Below are 19,710 nucleotides of genomic sequence, written 5' to 3' on the forward strand. Positions count from 1 at the left end.
GCGGGCGAAGGCAGGGCCGGCTCCCCTTCCCTTCCATCACCGGCCCCGGCTATACTCTCAAATCCGCAACCCAATCTGGTGAATGATGCCGCCTGCAAAAAAGGAAGTCCGTCCGTCGAGCCGCGGAGGACGTATCCGCACGCCTGCCTTCGTGAAAAATCAACGTGGTGTGAAAAACTGGAAGGAAGTCGGCGCCTGGCTGGCGTGGCGCGGCATCGAGGATATCGAATGCATCACGCCCGACCAGGCCGGTGTTGCGCGCGGCAAGATGATGCCGTCGAAGAAATTCACCTCCAACACCTCGCTGGCGCTGCCCTCGGCGGTGTTCATGACGACGATCTCGGGCGGCTATCCCGAGGACGGCAACGGCTTCCACTATCCGGAGGACGACGGCGACCTCAAGCTGATGCCGGACCTTTCGACGCTGACCGTGGTGCCGTGGGAAGAGGACCCGACGGCGGCGGTCATCTGCGACCTCGTCCACCAGGACGGCCGCTCGGTCGAGTTCACGCCGCGCAACGTGCTGAAGCGTGTGCTTGCCGCTTACGACAAGCGCGGACTGAAGCCGGTGGTGGCGCCCGAGATCGAGTTCTACCTGGTGCGCAAGAATCCCGATCCGGACTACCCGCTGACCCCACCGGTCGGGCGTTCGGGACGGGCGATCGGCGGTGGCGCCGGCTATTCGATCGCCGGCGTCAACGAGTTCGACGAACTGATCGACGACATCTACCATTTCTCCGAAAGCCAGGGCCTGGAGATCGACACGCTGATCCACGAGGAAGGCGCCGGCCAGCTCGAGATCAATCTGCGCCACGGCGACCCGATCGAACTGGCCGACCAGGTGTTCATGTTCAAGCGCACCATCCGCGAGGCGGCGCTGAAGCATGAGATCTATGCCACCTTCATGGCCAAGCCGATCCAGGGGCAGCCCGGGTCGGCCATGCATATCCACCAATCGATCATCGACAAGAAGACCGGCAGGAACGTCTTTTCTGCCGAGGACGGCTCGGAAACCGAAGCCTTCTTCCATTTCCTCGGCGGCATGCAGAAACATGTGCCGAACGCGCTGGTGATGTTTGCGCCCTACGTCAATTCCTATCGCCGGCTGACGCAGTCGGCTTCGGCGCCGGTGAACAACAAATGGGGCTACGACAACCGCACTACCGCCTTCCGCGTCCCGCGCTCCGACCCGGCAGCCAGGCGCGTCGAGAACCGCATCCCCTCCTCCGACGCCAATCCCTATCTGGCACTGGCCGCATCGCTCGCCTGCGGGCTGATCGGCATGACCAACAAGATCAAGGCCGAACCGCCGGTTCTCACCACCGCCAACGAGGCCGAGATCGACCTGCCGCGCAGCCTGCTCGAGGCGGTCGACCTGTTCGAAGCCGACGAGGAACTCTGCGCGCTGCTCGGCAAGTCGTTTGCCGCCACCTATGCGGCGATCAAGCGGGCGGAATTCGAGACCTTCATGGAAGTGATCAGCCCGTGGGAGCGGGAGTATCTGTTGTTGAATGTGTAGGGGAGTAGGGGAGTAGGGGAGTAGGGGAGTAGGGGAGTAGGGCGAATGACTGAGAAAACGGGTTCGTACAAGGATTTAATAGTTTGGCAGCAGGCAATGGACCTTGCGGTGGCGGTTTACGGCGCGACGAAATCGTGGCCGAAGGAGGAGATTTTACGGACTGACCAGCCAAGTGCGGCGCGCCGCAAGCTCGGTGCCGGCGAACATAGCGGAAGGCTATGGCAGAGAGGTCTGGGGTTCCTATCAGCAATTTCTTCGAATCGCACAAGGGTCACTGAAGGAGCTGGAAACGCAGCTTCTGATCGCTGAGCGTACCGGCATCGCGTCGAACGGGACAGCGGCTTCATTATTGGCGAGCACCGAAAGTGTGGGAAAGCTTCTTCGACTCCTAATCCGCAAACTTTCAGCCGACCAGCATCTCCTTACTGCCTTACTGCCTTACTGCCTTACTGCCTTACTGCCTTACTGCCTTACTGCCTTACTGCCTTACTGCCTTACTCCCTTACTCCCTTACTCCCTTACTCCCTTACTCCCTTACTCCGAGCATCATGCCCTACCAATCCCCAATCTCCCCCGGCCGCTCCTGGTATGAGGACACGGCCGGCTCACGGCCCGAATACAAGGCGCTCGACGGTGACCTGAGGTGCGACGTCGTCGTCGTTGGCGGCGGCTTCACCGGCCTGTCGGCGGCGGTGCACCTCGCCAGGGCCGGCAGCAATGTCGTGCTGATCGAAGCGCATCGCTTCGGCGACGGCGCTTCGGGCCGCAATGGCGGCCAGCTCGGCACCGGCCAGCGCGCCTGGGCCGAGGAGCTCGAAGCGGAATACGGCTTTTCCCGGGCCAAGGCGCTGTTCGACCTCGCCGAAGAGGCCAAGGCGCATCTCCTCGAATTCGCCGCTGTCAACAAGATCGAGATCGACTACATGCCCGGCCAGATGTCGGTGGCGCACAAGCAGCGCTATGTCGACGACTACAGGGCGCATGCCGAGATCATGGCGAACCGCTTCGGCTATCCACACATCAGCTTCATGGACGCCAGGGAGACGGCGGAGCGGTTGGGCTCGGCGCGCTATTTCGGCGGCACCCGCGACACCGGCACCGGGCACATCCATCCGCTGAAGCTGGTGATCGGCACGGCAAAAGTGGCGGCGCAGGCGGGCGCGCAGCTGTTCGAGCAGACACCGGCGACCGCCATCGCGTCCGTTGGCGGCAAGGTCAGGGTCGCGACGCCGAAAGGCATGATATCGGCCGAGAAATGTCTGATCGGCGTCAACGCCCATGGCGGCACGCTCGAGCCGATCAGTGCCGCGCATATCATGCCGATCGGCTCCTTCATCGGCGCGACGGTGCCGCTTGGAGAGTCAAACGTGTTGCCAGGCGGAGAGGCGGTCGACGATTCCCGCTTCGTCGTGCGCTACTTCCGCAAATCGACGGATGGGCGACTGCTGTTCGGCGGGCGCGAGATCTACGCGGTCAACGATCCGAAAGACATCCATGTCCACATCCGCCGGCAGATCGCCGAGCTTTATCCTGACCTCAGGGACGTCGAGATCACCCATGGCTGGGGCGGCTATGTCGGCATCACGATGCCGAGAAAACCGTTCGTGCGCGAGGTGATGCCCAATGTGATCTCGGTCGGCGGCTATTCCGGCCACGGCGTCATGCTGTCGAACTTTTTCGGCAAGCTCTATGCCGAAACCGTCGCCGGCAACCGGGACCGGCTGAGGCTGATCGAGGACCTGAACATTCCGGCCTTTCCCGGTGGCCGGCGCTTACGCGCGCCTCTGCTGTTTCTTGCGCTCAACTGGTATGCCTTGAGGGACCGCATATAACCACAGGTTGCAAAATCCCTTGCAAGTTGTAGAATCGATCGTAAACGTGCAGAATCCGCCCGGCAAGGGCGCAGTGATGCCACAATCGCCGGCAAAGGATGCCGGTTCTGGGCAGTCGAAGGGGGATTTTGCGGGCCTGCCCGCGTTGGATTGGGACCGATGCCGACCAGATGCCGGTTTCCGGCACAGGTCGTAAGAACGTTGGCCCGCAAATGGAGGTTGTAAGAGTGAGAGAGCCCTTCAGTTTCGGCGCGCCGGAACGACGGCGCTTTGCGATGCAGTTTGGCTTCGACATGCAGCCCAGATTCTGGCGGCAAATCCGGTCGAACCTGCATCTGGTCATCGCCGCGTTTGGCACAGCAGCGCTGCTTGGCGTGGCAGCGGTGGCGCTATGGCTGGCATTGCCGGCCACCGAGAGACAAGCGGTCGCCAGTCCCGAGCAGATCGTTTCCAGCATTCCGGTGAAAACGACAAGGATCCTGCCGGCCGCGGCCGCGAGCGTAGCCGCGGCGCAGCAGGCTGCGAGCAAGACCGATGTGATTTCGTCGGCGGTGGTTGCAGCGAAGGCCGAGCTAGCGGCGCTGGCGCCCAATGATCCTCGCTGGACAGGATCGGGACCGAAGACCACATCCGGCCAGAAGGTGGGCGGCCAGAAGGTGGGCGGCCAGACGGCGGGCCAGGCTGAAAAAGCAGACAAGCCGTCCACTGCAGCGGCGTTCGCCGATCCGGCAGCGAAAACCAAAGTGGCAGCATTGATTGCCAAAGTCGCTGCTCCCGCCAAGGCGGCGACGGACGGTGCGCCAACCGCCGCCATCCCCACCCCGAAGCCGCTGCCGGCCGCGACATATACGGATGGCGCCCAGGCCAAAGTCGAGGCCAAGCAAGCAAGCGCGGCAGGACGCATCCTCAGGGGTGTTACCATGCGCACTGGCCCGAAGAACAGTGCGGCCGCCATCGTCACCATTCCCGCCAAGACCTCGGTTCAGGTGATGGGCTGCAAGAAATGGTGCCAGATCGTCCACAACGGCAAACGCGGCTGGATCTACAAGAGCTTCGTCAAGACCGGCGCGTAGGATTGTTCAGGCCATTCTTTGGCGTGACGTTGCCCACGGCTCATTTGGCTGCCGCAATCAGCCGCCCGGGTGCGAGGGACGGTCAGGTCGAACTTGAAACCGACAGGGCCGGACGGCTCAGATGCACCGTCCGCCGTCGACCTCCAGCGCCACGCCAGTGACGAAGGCCGCCTCGTCCGAAGCCAGCCAGAGCGCCGCGTTGGCTATGTCGAGCGGCGTCGAAAGCCGGCCAAGCGGGATCGACGCGCGGAATTTCTCGCGGATTTCGGGTGTGTCGGCGCCCATAAATTTTTCCAGCATGCCGGTCTCGCCGGCGACCGGGCACAGGCAGTTGACGCGGATGTTCTTCGGCGCGAGTTCCACCGCCATGGATTTGGTCGCGGTGATCGCCCAGCCCTTCGATGCATTGTACCAGGTGAGGCCGGGCCGCGGCCTGATGCCGGCGGTCGAGGCCGTGGTCAGGATGACGCCGCCGCCTTGCCTATCCATCACCGGCACGACCGCCAGAGCGGCGTGGTAGATCGCCTTCATGTTGACGGCCGTGATCAGATCGAAGGTGGTCTCGTCGACCTCCAGCATATCGCCGTTGCGATGGGTATAGCCGGCATTGTTGACCATGATGTCGATGCGGCCAAAGGCACTGTTTGCGGCGTAGACCATCTCGTCGAACTCCGAACGGGTCGAGACGTCCGTCTGGGTCCAGATCGCCGCCCGGCCGATCTCGTTGGCGACGCGTTCGGCGCCCTTGGCGTTGAGGTCGGCGACAACGACCTTGGCGCCCTCCTCGGCAAAACGCTTGGCCATGCCCTCGCCGAAGCCTGACGCGGCACCGGTGATGATGGCAACTTTGTTTTCCAGGCGCATGGCTTTCTCACTCATGATTGAAGACTCCCCGCTCCGGCAGCCTCGGGCAATGGCCGCCGAAAGATCAACATACTCTCGATTTCTCCTTTGGCTTTCGCCTCGATCCCGCACTATGCTGCGTCTGCGAAGGCCTCCCGGAACCACCTCGCCGACAAGCGTCCGGGTTGCGGCAGTGTCAAGGGCACACCTCAGAACAATCGGCAAACATCCGATTGGCCCTGGGATGTGACGCCGTGTCACTGGAAAATCTAAATCGATTAGATTATATCCAACGCTACACAGCGAGCGGCGTCAGAGCGGACAGACCATGACCAGCCAGATCATTCCCGTCGACCCTTTCGACTTCATCATTTTCGGCGGCACCGGCGATCTGTCGGAACGCAAGCTTTTGCCGTCACTCTATCATCGCCAGCGCGGCCATCAGTTTTCCGAACCGACGCGCATCATCGGCACGTCGCGCTCGAACATGACCGACGAGGAATTCCGGGATTTCGCCAGGCAGGCGATTTCCGACCATGTGAAACCGGCCGATATCGACGCCGCCGAGCTGGAGACGTTCCTCGCCCGGCTTTCCTACGTCTCGGCTGACGCGACGACCGGCGCGGGCTTCGACAAATTGAAGACGGCGATCGGCGACAGCGAATGCATCCGCGCCTTCTACCTGGCGGTGGCGCCGGCGCTGTTCGGCGACATCTCACATAAGCTGAAAGAGAACGGGCTGATCACGCCGAACTCGCGCATCGTGCTGGAGAAGCCGATCGGGCGCGATCTCGCCTCGGCGCGCGAGCTCAACGATTTGGTCGGCGACGATTTCCATGAAAGCCAGATTTTCCGCATCGATCACTATCTCGGCAAGGAAACGGTGCAGAACCTGATGGCGCTGCGCTTTGCCAATGCGCTCTACGAGCCGCTGTGGAATTCCGCCAATGTCGATCATGTGCAAATCACCGTGGCCGAGACCGTCGGCCTCGAAGACCGCGTCACCTATTACGACAAGGCCGGCGCGTTGCGCGACATGGTGCAGAACCACATGCTGCAGCTTCTCTGCCTCGTCGCCATGGAGGCGCCGTCCTCGATGGACGCCGACGCCGTGCGCGACGAAAAGCTGAAGGTGTTGCGCGCGCTGAAACGCATCAACGGCAATGAAGCGCCCAAGCATACGGTACGCGGCCAGTACCGTGCCGGGGCCTCGGCCGGCGGGCCGGTGAAAGGCTATGTCGAGGAGCTCGGCAAGAACAGCAACACCGAGACCTTCGTCGCGCTCAAGGCCGAAATCGGCAACTGGCGCTGGGCGGGCGTGCCGTTCTATCTCAGGACGGGCAAGCGGCTGGCGACGCGCGTCTCGGAGATCGTCATCGAATTCAAGCCGATCCCGCATTCGATCTTCGGCGACAGCGCCGGGCCGATCTCGGCCAACCAGCTGGTCATCCGGCTGCAGCCCGACGAAGGCGTCAAGCAGTTCATCATGATCAAGGATCCGGGGCCTGGCGGCATGCGGCTGCGCCAGATCCCGCTCGATATGAGCTTCGCGCAATCCTTCGACGGCCGCGCCCCCGACGCCTATGAAAGACTGATCATGGACGTCATCCGTGGCAACCAGACACTGTTCATGCGCCGCGACGAGGTCGAGGCGGCGTGGAAGTGGATCGACCCGATCCAGGACGCATGGGAAGGTGCCAGGCAGGAGGCGCAGGGCTATACGGCCGGCACTTGGGGCCCCTCCGCCTCGATTGCGCTGATCGAACGCGACGGGCGGACATGGCACGAGAGCAATTGAACGGCGCCGCTTACAGCTGGCACGCATTTGCCGAACGCCAGGACCTGGCGGCTGCACTTGCCGGCCACGTCGCGGGCCGCCTGACCAATGCGATTGCTGAGCGCGGCACGGCATTGCTCGCCGTTTCCGGCGGCACCACGCCGGCGAAATTTTTCGCATCGCTTTCGAGCATCCCGATCGCCTGGAACAAGGTCACGGTGACGCTGGTCGACGAGCGTTGCGTGCCGGCGTCCTCGCCGCGCTCCAATGCCGGGCTGGTCGCCGCCAATCTTTTGCAAAACGCCGCCGCAGCCGCACGTTTCGTGCCGCTCTACCAGGAGGCAGCAAGTATCGAGGATACGTCGGAGGCCGATAGCAGGATGTTGCGGTCGCTGCCCTGGCCGCTCGATGTGATCGTGCTCGGCATGGGAACCGATGGCCATACCGCGTCGTTTTTTCCCGACGCCGACAATCTGGAAACACTGCTCGACCCGTCGTCGGAAAGCGTCGTGCTCCCGGTTCACGCGACAAGCGCCGGCGAGCCGCGCCTGACGTTGTCGCTGGCGCGGATCGTCAGGGCCGGCTTCGTCGCGCTGCACATCGAGGGTGAGGACAAGCGCAAGGCATTCGAAAGCGCAATGGCATCGGTATTGCGAAAACCCATTCGCGCCGTGCTCGACGCAGCCGAGAGACCCGTACAGGTTTTCTGGGCACCCTGATTTCAACCTGCCAAGGGGTCCCGGCGGACAGCCGGACCGTGTTTGCGGGACCTCGCCTGAAAGGATCGACGCCATGACCGCGAGACGCGACATCGAAGCCATCACCGAGCGCATCCGCCAACGCTCCAGACCGGGGCGCGAGGCCTATCTCGACCGCATCGCCGAGGCATCGAGCCGCACCGCCAACCGGGCCGTGCTGTCCTGCGGCAATCTCGCCCACGGCTTTGCCGTTTGCAGCCCTTCGGAAAAGCTGGCACTTGGCGGCGACCGCGTGCCGAACCTCGGCATCATCACCTCCTATAACGACATGCTGTCGGCGCATCAGCCTTTCGAGACATTTCCGGCGCTGATCAAGGACGCGGCGCGCGAGGCCGGCGGCATTGCCCAGGTCGCCGGCGGTGTGCCGGCAATGTGCGACGGCGTCACCCAGGGCCAGCCCGGCATGGAGCTGTCGCTGTTCTCGCGCGACGTGATCGCCATGGCGGCGGCGATCGGCCTGTCACACAACATGTTCGACGCCGCCGTCTATCTCGGCGTCTGCGACAAGATCGTGCCGGGGCTGGTGATCGCGGCGCTGACCTTCGGCCATCTGCCGGCGGTGTTCATCCCGGCCGGGCCGATGACGACGGGCCTGCCCAATGACGAGAAAGCCAAAGTCCGCCAGCTCTATGCCGAAGGCAAGGCAGGACGGGCCGAACTGCTCGAGGCCGAGTCCAAATCCTATCACGGACCGGGAACCTGCACCTTCTACGGCACCGCGAACTCCAACCAGATGCTGATGGAGATCATGGGCCTGCACACGCCGGGCGCCTCCTTCGTCAACCCCGGCACGCCGTTGCGCGACGCGCTGACCCGGGAGGCGACGAAGCGGGCACTGGCGATCACCGCGCTCGGCAACGCCTACACGCCGGCCGGCCGGATGATCGACGAGCGCTCGATCGTCAACGGCATCGTCGGCCTGCACGCCACCGGCGGATCGACCAATCACACCATCCACCTGATCGCCATGGCGGCCGCGGCCGGTATCGCCATTACCTGGCAGGATATTTCGGATCTTTCGGAAGCCGTGCCGCTGCTGGCGCGGGTTTATCCGAACGGCCTTGCCGACGTGAACCATTTCCACGCAGCCGGCGGGCTCGGCTTCCTGATCCGCGAACTGCTCGACGAGGGAATCCTGCACGAGGACGTCCAGACGGTTTGGGGCGAAGGGCTGCGGCCTTATGCGGTCGAGGCCAAGCTCGGCGCCGATGGCGGCGTGGTGCGCGAGGCCTCGCCCCACGAAAGCGGCGACGAGAAGGTGCTGGCGCCGTTCAAGAAGGCGTTCCAGCCGACGGGCGGGCTGAAAATGCTTTCCGGCAATCTCGGCCACGCCGTCATCAAGACCTCGGCGGTGAAACCGGAGCGGCGCATCATCGAGGCGCCAGCCAAGGTTTTCGACAGCCAGCAAGGGCTCAACGAGGCGTTCAAGGCCGGCACGTTGACCGGCGATTTCATCGCCGTCATCCGTTTCCAGGGCCCGAAAGCCAACGGCATGCCGGAGCTGCACAAGCTGACCACCGTGCTCGGCGTCCTGCAGGATCGCGGCCAGCATGTGGCGCTGGTCACCGACGGGCGCATGTCGGGCGCCAGCGGCAAGGTGCCGGCAGCGATCCATGTGACGCCGGAGGCGGTCGAGGACGGGCCGATCGCCAGGATCCATGACGGCGACATCATCAGGCTCGACGCCGACGCCGGAACGCTGGAAGTCTTGGTGCCGGCAGGCGATTTCGCGCTGCGGCGGGCGGCGGACAGCGATCTTGCCGGCAATGAATTCGGCTTCGGCCGCGAGCTTTTCGCCGGGTTGCGGCAAATGGTCGGCCGTGCCGACCACGGCGCCAGCGCATTCGGAAACAACGTGGCGGAGTTCGCACTGCAGTGAAAAAGGGCGGCTTGCGACCACAGCCCCTAACCTAAATGTGAAGTACTTTCTGTCGCAAATATCTGTCGCAAAATTCGGACTTTTGCGAGCGACTTTTGCGACAGAAATTTCCCCTATAATCAGCGCCGCCGATTTTGATGCGAAACTTAGGATTTGCGCGACACAGGAACGGCAGCTTTCAACCTCAAAGCGGGCCTGGTCGGCGTGGTCTGTAATCAGGCAGGAACGTAGGTCAACCTGATGACTTCCCCGCCGATTCGCTCGCTGGCCACAAGGCGGAGCGGTGGCCGAGAGCCAGCGAAGAAGGGCTTGCCGCGACCAAGCACCACGGGGTGAAGGTAGAGGCGGTATTCGTCGATCAGACCCATTTCGGTCAGGCTTTGCGCCAACTCTGGTCCGGAAGCGGAAATCTCTCCTGTTAGCTTGGCCTTTAGCCCGCGTATCACTACCTCGACGTCATCCGCGATAAGCGTGGCATTGGGACCGACCGACTTCAACGAGCGCGATACAACCCATTTCGGCTGGCGCCGCCACGCCGCCGCGAACTCGTGTTGCTCCGTACTCCACTCAGGACGGTCTTCGTCCCAATAGCGCATGGCCTCGTACATGCGGCGACCGTACACACTGCCGGTCAGGTCGCGCACGTGCTCTATCCAGTGACGAAAGAGCGCGGGACTTGGCGTAGGTAATTCCTGGTGGTCGACATAGCCGTCGAGGGACTGGTTCATTCCGAATACGATCTTCGCCATGCTGCAAAATCTCCCCGTCGTGTCAGGTATACAAGACGAACGACAGCCAAGCGCCCCGACACATGCCCGAAATTTTTTTCTTGTGGGGGTCGTTACCCGGTTCTTGTCGCAAAATTCCCGAGTTTTGAATCGGTTTCGCGACTGATATTTGCGACGTCGCAAAACCGGATGTTCTGCGACGATCCGGCGAACAGAATGCTTTGCGAAATTTTTACAGCAAGCTAAACCGCGCGAAACGTCTGCGCCGCACGCGAATATTGCGCTGTAAGATACTTGGGTTCCACATTTGGGTTAGGGGCTGGCTTCGGAACCACCTTTTTCAAACGTCGAATGTCCCTACTGCACCGTCAGCTCGGCTCGCTCGCCGGCTGTGATGGTCACCGTGCTTTCCTTTGAGGTGTTGTCCGACTTCTCCGAGACGACGGCGTAGTCGCCGGCCGGCAGTGCCGCCTGATATTTCTCGTCATAGGCGTAGCCGAGCGATTTGCGGTTGCCGTTGATGTCCTTCTTCGGATCGAAAATCTCGATCTTCGAAGCTCCTGGCGCGGTGATCGCCAGCACGCCGGCATTGATGGCGATCTTCAGATCCTTATGCTCACCGGCCTTGACGCTGAACGGCTGCTCGACGCCGGCAAGGTCGACCGTCGCCGTCAGCACATAGTCATCGGGCGGCAGATCGAACTTGCTGTCGGGGCCATAGGCATAAGCCACCTCTTGCCTCGTTCCGTCGACCTTCTTTTTTGCCTTGAACACCTTGAAGCCGATGCCCGAGCCGTCGGCCTTGTCGCCGCCGGCAATGTAGTAGGCGTTGGCAACGACATGGCCGACGCCGACGACGATATCCTTGTCGACGACCTTGCCGGCAGCGAGCGGGATGGTTTCGGTAACCTCTGCCTGCCCAATCCTGACCGTGACTTTCTGATCGCCGGCCGGCAACACGACCTTGGTGTCGCCATAATAGGTCGCGGGCATTTCAACGCCCGGATAGGCGATCACCACAGCCGCGCCATCGGCCACATCCGCTCCCTCACTTGGCCGCGGATGAATGATGAGCGTGCCGGCATCGAGCACGAAGAGGGGTTTGTAGAGCTGGCCCGCCTCGACCGTGAGCTTCTGTTCGGTGCTGGCCTCGCCATGGCGCGCTACGACTGCGTAGTCGCCCGGCTCCAAGTTGCCTTTAAAAACTCCGTATTCGGTGGCGACGTAATCGCCGCGCGTGCCGTCGGACTTTGCCTTGTAGATCTCCCAGGAATTTCCGTCGGTCACGGGATCGCCGCCCTCGGCGAGTACCACGGCGGGCATGAAGTTGAATTCCGGCTTTTCCGGCGCGGCGGCCGGCTGCGGCGCCGGCGCTGGTTCGGGCGCCGGTGCAGGTGCGGCGGCGATGGTCTCGACCAGCGCGTCCTGCAGCGCCTTCTCATCGGAGGCCTGGATGTATTTGCCGCCGGTGTCGTCGGCGAGGCAAGCAACCTGCTTGCCCTCGTCCGCGGTCAGGCCGAAGCCGACGACGTTTACGGTGAAGTCGACACCGGCAGCCCTCAGTTCCTTGCCGAGCGCGCAGGGGTCGCCTTTGCAGGTCTCGAGCCCGTCGGTGATCAGGATGACGGTGGCCTTGTCCTCGGTGTATCTCAGCGCGTCGGCCGCCTGCCTGACGGCTGATGTCAGCGGCGTCTTGCCGAGGAATTTCAGGCTGTCGGCGGCAGTGGAAACAGCACCTGCCGAGCCGGCCTGCGGCGGCACGATGAGCTCGATGTCCTCGCAACTGCCCTTCTCGCGATGGCCATAGGCCATGAAGCCGATTTCCTTGTCGGTGGGGACCGATTGCAGCACCGTTCGCAGCGATTGGCGGGCGATTTCGAGCTTGGGCTTGCCGTCGATCTGCGCCCACATCGAACCGGAGGCGTCGAGAATGAGGATGACTCGGTCGGCGGCAAGGCCGAGCGTCGTCATCCACAAAAGGAGCGCCGTCGCAACGATGCTCCGCACAAGTCCCGCCATGAAAATTTCCCCCAGTCAGTGGCCGCCAGTCAGGGGGGCGAAGCTATTTGACGCCGCGACAGGATACAAGCCCGGGCGCCGGGGCACGTGGCGGCGCTGGCTGCGCCAAACCACTCAATATGTCGTGCGCCGCTCTTCGGAAGGCGGCCGGCCGAACTGCAGGCGATAGCTCTGGGCAAAATAGGAGTGCGAGGTGAAGCCGGTGGCGATCGCCACATCGAGGATCGGCATGTTGGTCTGGCGCAGCAATTCGCGCGCCCGCTCAAGCCTGAGCCGCATGTAATAGCGGCCGGGCGTCACACTGAGGTGACGCAGGAACAGCCGCTCGACCTGACGCACCGACAGGCCGGCCGACTTGGCGAGTTGCACCGCCGACAGCGGCTCGTCGAGATGGTCGGCCATCAGTTCGACGATGCGGCGCAGCTTTTCCGATTTGCCGGTCAGGTCGCGCTCAGGACCGACGCGCTGGCGGTCTCCCGCGGAGCGGATGCGCTCGTGCTGGAACTGGTTGGCGACGCCGTTGGCGAGGCTCGAGCCGAAATCGCCGCGCACGATCTCCAGCATCAGGTCGATGGAGGTGGTGCCGCCGGCGCAGGTGTAACGCTTGCGATCGATCTCGAAGACGTTGCCGGTGCAGTTGATGTCGGGAAACCGTTCGACGAAGCCGGCGCGGTTTTCCCAGTGGATGGTGCAGCGATAGCCTTCGAGCTGGCCTGCCTCGGCGAGCAGATAGGAGCCGACCGACAGTGCGCCGAGCGCGTTGCCGCGCCGGCCCCAGCTGCGCAGCGCCGCCAGCACCTTGCTCTTGCCGGGAAACTCGGTCGTCAGCCCGACCGAGACGAAAAGAATATCGACCGGCGGCAGATCGGCGACAGCGTAGTCGATCTTGAGCGGCAGGCCGTTGGAGGCCATGACGGCATCACCGTCGGCCGATACCGTCGTCCAGCCATAGAAGTCGTGGCCGAGCAGCCGGTTGGCCGACCGGAACGTGTCGATTGCGGCGGCCAGCGAGAACATGGAAAACTTGTCGACCAGCAGGAACCCGAACTGCCGGCCGCCGTGAATGGGATCATTCGTGACCGGCCGCTCTGGGGGAACAGTGAGGTTCGGCAAAGCTTTGGGCTTTCCAGGTTCAGAAAGACGGCCGTTTCAATCCGGCCGCGAGATAGGCGGAAGCTAGCGTGTTGGCCATCAGCATGGCAATGGTCATCGGTCCGACGCCGCCGGGCACCGGCGTGATGGCGCCGGCGGTCTTGGCCGCTTCCGCAAAGGCGACGTCACCGACGAGACGGGTCTTGCCTTCGCCCTTTTCTGGCGCCGCGATGCGGTTGATGCCGACGTCGATGACGGTGGCGCCCGGTTTGACCCAGTCACCCCTGACCATTTCAGGTCTGCCGACAGCGGCAACGAGAATGTCGGCGGTGCGCGCCAGTGCAGCCAGGTCCTTCGTGCGGCTGTGCGCGACAGTGACGGTGCAGTTTGCGGCAAGCAGAAGATTGGCCATCGGTTTGCCGACGATATTGGAGCGGCCGACGACCACCGCATTGAGCCCGGAAAGATCCTTGCCGCGCACACGCTCGATGAGCAGCATCGAGCCGGCCGGCGTGCAAGGCACGAACGCCGTCTCCAGTTCACCGGTGCCGAGCTTGCCGACATTGATGAAGTGGAAGCCGTCGACATCCTTTTGCGGCGCTATTGCTTGGATGACCTTGCCCGCATCGATATGGTCAGGCAGCGGAAGCTGCACCAGGATGCCGTTGATGCCGGGATCGGCGTTGAGTTCGCCGATGATAGCAAGCAGTTCCTGTTCGGACATTTCGGCCGGCAGCGTGTGCTGGACCGAATGAAAGCCGCATTCCTTGGCGGTGCGGGATTTGGAGGCGACGTAAACCTGGCTCGCCGGATCCTCACCGACGATGACCACGGCGAGACCGGGCTTCTGCGCGCCCTTTTCCATCAGTTCGATCGTCAGGGCCTTGACGCGCTGCACCACGCCTTCGGCAACGCTTTTTCCGTCAATCAACTCGGCCATCAACCATCCTCAACATCGTTCTGCTTCGGGCGGCATTCTCACGAAAATCCGACCGGGCAATCCCGTCAAAGCGCCGTCTTATGCCGCTAACTCGAAACCGATGGCTTTTATTCTATTCGGCGCTCAGAAATGGCGCCGCGATCGGCTTTCGGTGAGTTCGCGAACCGCTTCGCGGAATTCGCGCAAGCTGGCTCGGATTTCCTCGATGGAGGCTTGCTGTTCAGCGGCTTTCGAAGCCTGACTTGCCTCGTCCGACGAGGCCCGGGGATACTGCTGCTGCGGATAAGGCACTGGTTCGGCATGGGGCGGAACGGGTGGCGCCTTGGATGCCTTGTCTTCAATGGGTGTCCGGCGCCCTTCTGCCCTGCGGCGCGGCCGCGAATCGGCGGTTTCGCGCAGGCTCGCATAGGCGCCGCGCATGGCGCCGAGGCCGACACCGGAAGCAAGCCCCGCCAGCAGGCCGGCAAGCACCGTCATGGCGCGCGACGGTCCGTTCGGCTCGAGCGGGGCGAACGCCTTGGAGATCACGTTGATGTTGGCGGTGTTGATGTCCTTCTGCTCGCCGGTCTCCTTGGCGCGGAGGAGATATTGTTCATAGACGGAGCGTTTGGCGGCGGCCTCGCGCTCCAGTTCGCGCAACGTGACCAGGTCGCTGTTGACGTCGCCGCTGCGGACCTTCAACTGCGCCAGCCGGGAGGCCAGATCCTGTTCGAGCTGCACGGCGCGCCTGAGGTCGACCTGCAGCGACGAGGCGATGCGGCGCAGTTCCCCGGCGATACGCTCGCGCGATCCGGCAAGCTGAGCATTGAGCGCCTGGAGCTCGGGATGGCGCGGCCCGAGCCGGATCGCGGCGCGGTCAGCCTCCTGCTTGAGCGTCGCATAGTGCGAGCGCAACTCGCTCATGGTGTTGGAGTTGATCTCCTCCGGCAAGGTGCCGCTCAGAACCGAACTCACGTCGATCGAGCGCGCCGACGCCGCGCGGGCGTTAAGTTCCAGCGTGCGCGCGCGGGCGATGGCCAGCTGCTGGTTGAGCTTAAGCATCTCGTCGTCGCTGATCAGGTGGCCTTGCGCGTCGACGAGGTCGTGCGCGGCCCTGAAATCCTCGACCTTGCGCTCGGCCGCTTCCACGCCCTTGCGCAGCTCGTCGAGCCTGCCCGTCAGCTCGTTGGTCGCGCGGCCAGCGGTGTCGGACTGGATCTGACCGAAGGTCTGCAGAAAGACGTCCGTCATCGTGTTGGCGATGAGCGCCGACTTCTCGCCATTTTGCGTGGTGGCGCTTACGGAGATGACAAAGGTCTTGCCGCCGCGCTCGACCGAAAGGCTCTCGGCCAGATTGGCGACGGCCAGCGCACGGCGGCGACCCTCACCGGCAGCCGGCCCGTCATTGCGCGACAGCATCGACCGGATGAACGTCATCATCCCCAGGCCATCGGAACCTTGCCCGTTGAACTCCGGATCATTGATGAGATTGAGCTTGTCGACGACCTTGTTGAGAACGGTACCGGAGGTGAGCACGCGAACCTGGTTTTCGACGATGGCCAGCGTAGCGTCGGACGCAACCACCGATTGGGTGAGGACGCGGTCGGTGAGCTTCAGGTCGCGCGGGTCGACGATCAGCTCTGCGGTGGCTTCGTATTTCTTCGGCGTCGACAGCGCGATGGCGACGCCAAGCGTGGCGCCCAGTATCGTCATGGCGACGATCAGCAGCTTCGAGCGGGCAATGCCGCGGACGACCTGCATCGGATCGATCAACGGCCTCCATTCTTGTCTGTCGTCCTGACGGGAAGACCGCGGCTCGTCATCTGCATATCGAGGTTCGGGTGCGGCGTATCGAGGCTCGGGTCCGGCGTGTCGAGGCTCGAACGCGGCGTGTCGGGGATCGAACGCGGCGTATCGAGGATCGGCATCGGAACGCCGGTCCTCGGAAACACCGGCTGCAACCGGCTCCGGCCGCTGCCTGGCGTATCGAGGATCGAACGCGGCTTCCGCATGGTCCGCTTCAACGGGCTCGTCAGTCTCAGGCGGCATCCGGGCGGCCGAAGCCGATGCATCCTCGGCTTGAAACCGGCTTGTTTCATCGCTTGCCGATAACTCCGGAGCCACCCAGCGTTCCGGGGTCGCCGAGGACTCCGGGGTTGCCGAGAGTTCCGGATGCGCTCGCTCCTCGCGGCGTAAGCGCGCGACACGATGGCGCGTTGCGGCATCCTCGCGCCATGACGGGTCTGCCCGGTCCCCGATTGCAACCAGCGATGGTTCTTCTTCGCCGCGCAACGCCTGGCCGAGCGCCAGCAAGGACCGCTCGCGCTTCCAATCTTCACGGTTTTGCCTGTCGACCATTGTCGTGGAGCTTGCCCTTTGCGGCTTGGACGCGCGGTCAGCCATTCGTTAAGCCACGCTAGACAAGCATAGGAAACAAAAGGTTAATTTCCCTGCCTTGAAGACAAGGTTTCCCTCTAGGGTTGTACCCTTCTTCTCGCTCATAGCTTTTGCCGACCCGCGCGTGGTGCGTTCGCTGTTCAGCCCGTCCTGGCTGCTGATGCTGGCTTTCCTGATGTTTTCGGTGGTGATGGCAACCGATCGGCCGTCGGCCATGCGCGCCGCTTTCTTCACGCTGATCGGCATTTTGACGATGGCGACGATCCTGGCGCTTCCGCGCGACGCCGAAGCCTTCTCGAAAGTCATCATCTTCACCATCGTCGTCGTCATCGGCCTGTCCTATATCGGGGCTCATCGTCTTTCCAAACGAGGCGCTGCACACCACCGATTCGCTGGAGCCGGAACATGCCGGCCTGTGGCGCGGCGTGTTCACCCACAAGAACATCGCCGGGCCTATCATGGCCTGCTTCAGCTTCGCCGGCCTCTACCTCTACCGGCGCGGACAGCGGCTCTGGGGCGCATCGATCTTTTGCGCGGCGATGATCTTCATGCTGCACAGCGGTTCCAAGACGACGGCCGGACTGGTGCCGTTTTCGATCCTGATCGTCGTGCTGCCAAGCCTGATCGGCATGCGGCTTGGGACGCCGATCCTGTTCGCGCTGGCCATCATCGCCGCGGCGATCGGCACGCTGGGCATCGTCTTCCTGCCGCCGGTGAAGCATCTGGCTGCACTCTATTTTCCCGACCTATACCGGGCGCACGACGCTGTGGGAGTTCGCCGGCGAGATGCTGGCGGAGCGGCCGTGGACCGGCTACGGCTTCGAGAGCTTCTGGGGCACGCCGCTGCTGTTGAACCAGGACCAGCCCTTCGATCGGGCCTGGGACATCAGAACCATCGTGCACGGCCATAACGGCTACCTCGACATCGCAGTGCTGATGGGCATCCCGGCGCTTTGCGTGGCGGTCTACACGTTCCTGGTCGCGCCGCTGCGCGATTACATGCGCATTCCCTTGCGCAAGGAGAACATTCATCTCGGCGACTTCTTCATGATGGTGGTGCTGTTCGCAGCGCTGAACGCCTTCTTCGAAAGCTTCTTCTTCCATCGCGCCGACCCGGTCTGGCTGTTCTTCGTGTTCGGCATGTTCGGCCTGAGGCAAGTGTCGCTGCGGCCGATGGCGGTTCGCGGTCGGTCCTGATCCTCCGTCCCAACAGGACTTCCCCGCCCCGCCACGAACGTCTATGGGAAGCCATCTTTTTGTTTGAGCATCGGATTTTGCCAAAACCGGTACCCCCTTTTGGGTCCGATGCTCTAGCGGAGGTTTTCCATGACGATCAGGCTTGTTCTCGCCGGCTGCGGCAATATGGGCTACGCCATGCTCTCGGGCTGGCTGAAATCGGGCAAGCTCCCCGCGGCGGCGGTCTTCGTGGTCGAGCCCAATGCCGATTTGCGCAAGCGCGCCGAAGCGCTGGGCTGCAGTGCTGCCGCGGATGCCGGCGGCATTCCGGCGGACGCGGTGCCGGCCCTCGTTGTCATTGCGGTGAAGCCGCAAGTGATCCGCGACGTGACCGCCGCCTACAAGCGCTTCAATGATGGCCGCACCACCTTCCTCAGCATCGCCGCCGGAACGCCGGCCGCCACTTTCGAGGCCATTCTGGGCGATCGCGCGCCGATCGTGCGCTGCATGCCCAACACGCCGGCGGCGATCGGCAAGGGCATGATGGTGGTGTTTTCCAACCGGCTGGTCTCCATCGACACGAAACGTTTCGTTACCGATCTCCTTTCGGCGAGCGGCGAAGTGACAGATATCGACGACGAGGGCCTGATGGACGCGGTGACGGCGGTGTCAGGGTCTGGCCCGGCCTATATCTTCCATTTCATCGAAGCACTGGCCGTGGCTGCCGAGAAGGCCGGATTGCCAGCCAAAACCGCCAGGCTGCTGGCCGTGCAGACGGTCTATGGCGCCGCCTCGCTCGCCGCCGAAAGCGGCGAAGATCCGGGCGTGCTGCGCCAGCAGGTGACCAGCCCCAACGGCACAACGGCCGCCGCACTTGCCGTGCTGATGGGCGAGGACCGGCTGATCCACCTGCTCACCGAAGCGGTGGAAGCAGCGCGGTTGCGGTCGATCGAACTGGGGAAGTAGTGGCGGCTTTGCGGATTACGCGAGATCGGTATGCGAAAAGTCGTTACCCTTGTAGGGCAGTGCGGAACCATGACTCTTTGCACAGGCATAAGAAAGGCAGTCGGCTAAGTTGAACTGGGCGGGATGCCCGCGCCCTTTTCCATAGTCTGAAAACGCCTGGATCGCGAGCACGGCATCACGGGCGTCGATCGGCACGATTTCGATTTCAGCCTCGCGAAGAAACGCGTCTATCGCGTCTCCGGCGATAACCGGCTGGACGGCAAGCATCGTCGAAAGCCGCATCGCCGCTTCAAGCACCACCAGCGCCGAAGTTATCCTTACGGGCGCTGCCTCGATGCGATTGCTCCACTCGCCGGCATCCTCTTCTCCTGAAAGAATCGCGACAACCACGGAGGTGTCGACGAACATCAGGGATGCCCCCACATGTCATCGATTTCATCCTTCGTCACAGCCCGACCGCCCTGGCCTGCCTTGGCTTTGATGTCATTGGCAATGGCAGCGAGCCGCTCCGCCAGGGGAATGCGTCCGCCTTCCCGTTTCAATTCGGATTCAAGCGCTTCGATGACCGCCTCGGTCATGGAAATGTTGCGTTTGGCGGCAAGCTGTCGTGCCAGTTCGCGTGCGCGCGGATCCCTGATCTGAAGATTCATGCAATCGGCCTCCGCCTCGTTGTCAATACAATATAGAGAGTTTGTCATGACAACACCAGCGCGCCCGGCCGAAAGCGTCCGA

At 63.1% G+C, this 19,710-nt stretch carries 15 protein-coding genes and 2 pseudogenes; 9 read left to right on the top strand and 8 right to left on the bottom strand.

Annotation, left to right across the window (positions count from 1 at the left end):
- The first annotated feature begins 82 nt into the window (after nucleotides 1–82).
- From BQ8794_RS17320 to BQ8794_RS17335, 4 genes and pseudogenes are all read left to right on the top strand, one after another.
- Entirely contained in the window at nucleotides 83–1,519 is a 1,437-nt protein-coding gene (locus BQ8794_RS17320) for a glutamine synthetase family protein (RefSeq protein WP_167378776.1), read from the top strand.
- Nucleotides 1,520–1,564: 45 nt separating this feature from the next.
- Nucleotides 1,565–1,925: pseudogene (locus tag BQ8794_RS17325) on the top strand (four helix bundle protein); the annotation flags it as partial.
- Nucleotides 1,926–2,067: 142 nt separating this feature from the next.
- The gene (locus BQ8794_RS17330; protein ID WP_077379661.1) at nucleotides 2,068–3,351 is read left to right on the top strand and encodes an NAD(P)/FAD-dependent oxidoreductase; all 1,284 of its coding nucleotides are present in this window, start codon (nucleotides 2,068–2,070) and stop codon (nucleotides 3,349–3,351) included.
- Between the two features lie 227 nt (nucleotides 3,352–3,578).
- Nucleotides 3,579–4,424 (top strand): SH3 domain-containing protein, encoded by an 846-nt coding sequence (locus BQ8794_RS17335; protein ID WP_167378777.1) that lies wholly within the window; start codon nucleotides 3,579–3,581, stop codon nucleotides 4,422–4,424.
- A gap of 117 nt (nucleotides 4,425–4,541) precedes the next feature.
- Here BQ8794_RS17335 and BQ8794_RS17340 read toward each other — a convergent pair whose 3' ends face one another.
- A complete protein-coding gene (locus tag BQ8794_RS17340) occupies nucleotides 4,542–5,288 on the bottom strand; it encodes an SDR family oxidoreductase (protein WP_077379773.1) in 747 nt (248 codons plus the stop codon).
- 307 nt (nucleotides 5,289–5,595) lie between these two features.
- Here BQ8794_RS17340 and zwf point away from each other — a divergent pair, with 307 nt between their 5' ends.
- From zwf to edd, 3 genes are all read left to right on the top strand, one after another.
- Nucleotides 5,596–7,065 (top strand): glucose-6-phosphate dehydrogenase, encoded by a 1,470-nt coding sequence (zwf, locus tag BQ8794_RS17345; RefSeq protein ID WP_077379665.1) that lies wholly within the window; start codon nucleotides 5,596–5,598, stop codon nucleotides 7,063–7,065.
- Complete coding sequence (pgl, locus tag BQ8794_RS17350; RefSeq protein WP_077379667.1) at nucleotides 7,047–7,763, top strand: 6-phosphogluconolactonase; 717 nt, start codon at nucleotides 7,047–7,049, stop codon at nucleotides 7,761–7,763. The genes zwf and pgl overlap by 19 nt, the downstream gene beginning before the upstream one ends.
- A 73-nt stretch (nucleotides 7,764–7,836) precedes the next feature.
- Nucleotides 7,837–9,681: a phosphogluconate dehydratase gene (edd, locus tag BQ8794_RS17355; protein ID WP_077379669.1), complete on the top strand. Its 1,845-nt coding sequence runs from the start codon at nucleotides 7,837–7,839 to the stop codon at nucleotides 9,679–9,681.
- Between the two features lie 215 nt (nucleotides 9,682–9,896).
- Here the strand turns inward: edd and BQ8794_RS17360 are convergent, their stop codons facing one another.
- The 5 genes from BQ8794_RS17360 to BQ8794_RS17380 form a co-directional block, all read right to left on the bottom strand.
- A complete protein-coding gene (locus BQ8794_RS17360) occupies nucleotides 9,897–10,430 on the bottom strand; it encodes a dihydrofolate reductase family protein (protein WP_077379670.1) in 534 nt (177 codons plus the stop codon).
- 336 nt (nucleotides 10,431–10,766) lie between these two features.
- The gene (locus tag BQ8794_RS17365; RefSeq protein WP_077379672.1) at nucleotides 10,767–12,428 is read right to left on the bottom strand and encodes a vWA domain-containing protein; all 1,662 of its coding nucleotides are present in this window, start codon (nucleotides 12,426–12,428) and stop codon (nucleotides 10,767–10,769) included.
- Nucleotides 12,429–12,542: 114 nt separating this feature from the next.
- Nucleotides 12,543–13,541: a GlxA family transcriptional regulator gene (locus BQ8794_RS17370; RefSeq protein WP_023800286.1), complete on the bottom strand. Its 999-nt coding sequence runs from the start codon at nucleotides 13,539–13,541 to the stop codon at nucleotides 12,543–12,545.
- 19 nt (nucleotides 13,542–13,560) lie between these two features.
- Entirely contained in the window at nucleotides 13,561–14,460 is a 900-nt protein-coding gene (gene folD / locus BQ8794_RS17375) for a bifunctional methylenetetrahydrofolate dehydrogenase/methenyltetrahydrofolate cyclohydrolase FolD (protein WP_077379674.1), read from the bottom strand.
- A 123-nt stretch (nucleotides 14,461–14,583) separates the two neighbouring features.
- Nucleotides 14,584–16,797, bottom strand: a complete 2,214-nt coding sequence (locus BQ8794_RS17380) for a GumC family protein (RefSeq protein ID WP_077379775.1) — start codon at nucleotides 16,795–16,797, stop codon at nucleotides 14,584–14,586.
- A gap of 124 nt (nucleotides 16,798–16,921) precedes the next feature.
- Between BQ8794_RS17380 and BQ8794_RS17385 the strand changes: the two are divergent.
- Together BQ8794_RS17385 and proC are read left to right on the top strand one after the other, a co-directional pair.
- Nucleotides 16,922–18,033, top strand: a pseudogene (locus BQ8794_RS17385) (O-antigen ligase family protein); the annotation flags it as partial.
- Between the two features lie 129 nt (nucleotides 18,034–18,162).
- Nucleotides 18,163–18,978 carry a pyrroline-5-carboxylate reductase gene (proC, locus tag BQ8794_RS17390; RefSeq protein ID WP_077379676.1) on the top strand — a complete coding sequence of 272 codons (816 nt, stop codon included), beginning with the start codon at nucleotides 18,163–18,165 and terminating at the stop codon, nucleotides 18,976–18,978.
- Nucleotides 18,979–18,993: 15 nt separating this feature from the next.
- Here proC and BQ8794_RS17395 read toward each other — a convergent pair whose 3' ends face one another.
- Nucleotides 18,994–19,386 (bottom strand): type II toxin-antitoxin system VapC family toxin, encoded by a 393-nt coding sequence (locus BQ8794_RS17395; protein ID WP_077379678.1) that lies wholly within the window; start codon nucleotides 19,384–19,386, stop codon nucleotides 18,994–18,996.
- The gene (locus BQ8794_RS17400; protein WP_077379680.1) at nucleotides 19,386–19,628 is read right to left on the bottom strand and encodes a type II toxin-antitoxin system VapB family antitoxin; all 243 of its coding nucleotides are present in this window, start codon (nucleotides 19,626–19,628) and stop codon (nucleotides 19,386–19,388) included. The genes BQ8794_RS17395 and BQ8794_RS17400 overlap by 1 nt, the downstream gene beginning before the upstream one ends.
- Nucleotides 19,629–19,710 lie beyond the last annotated feature (82 nt).

The sequence above is a fragment of the Mesorhizobium prunaredense genome, from assembly GCF_900156895.1.
Classification (GTDB): Bacteria; Pseudomonadota; Alphaproteobacteria; order Rhizobiales; family Rhizobiaceae; genus Mesorhizobium; species Mesorhizobium prunaredense.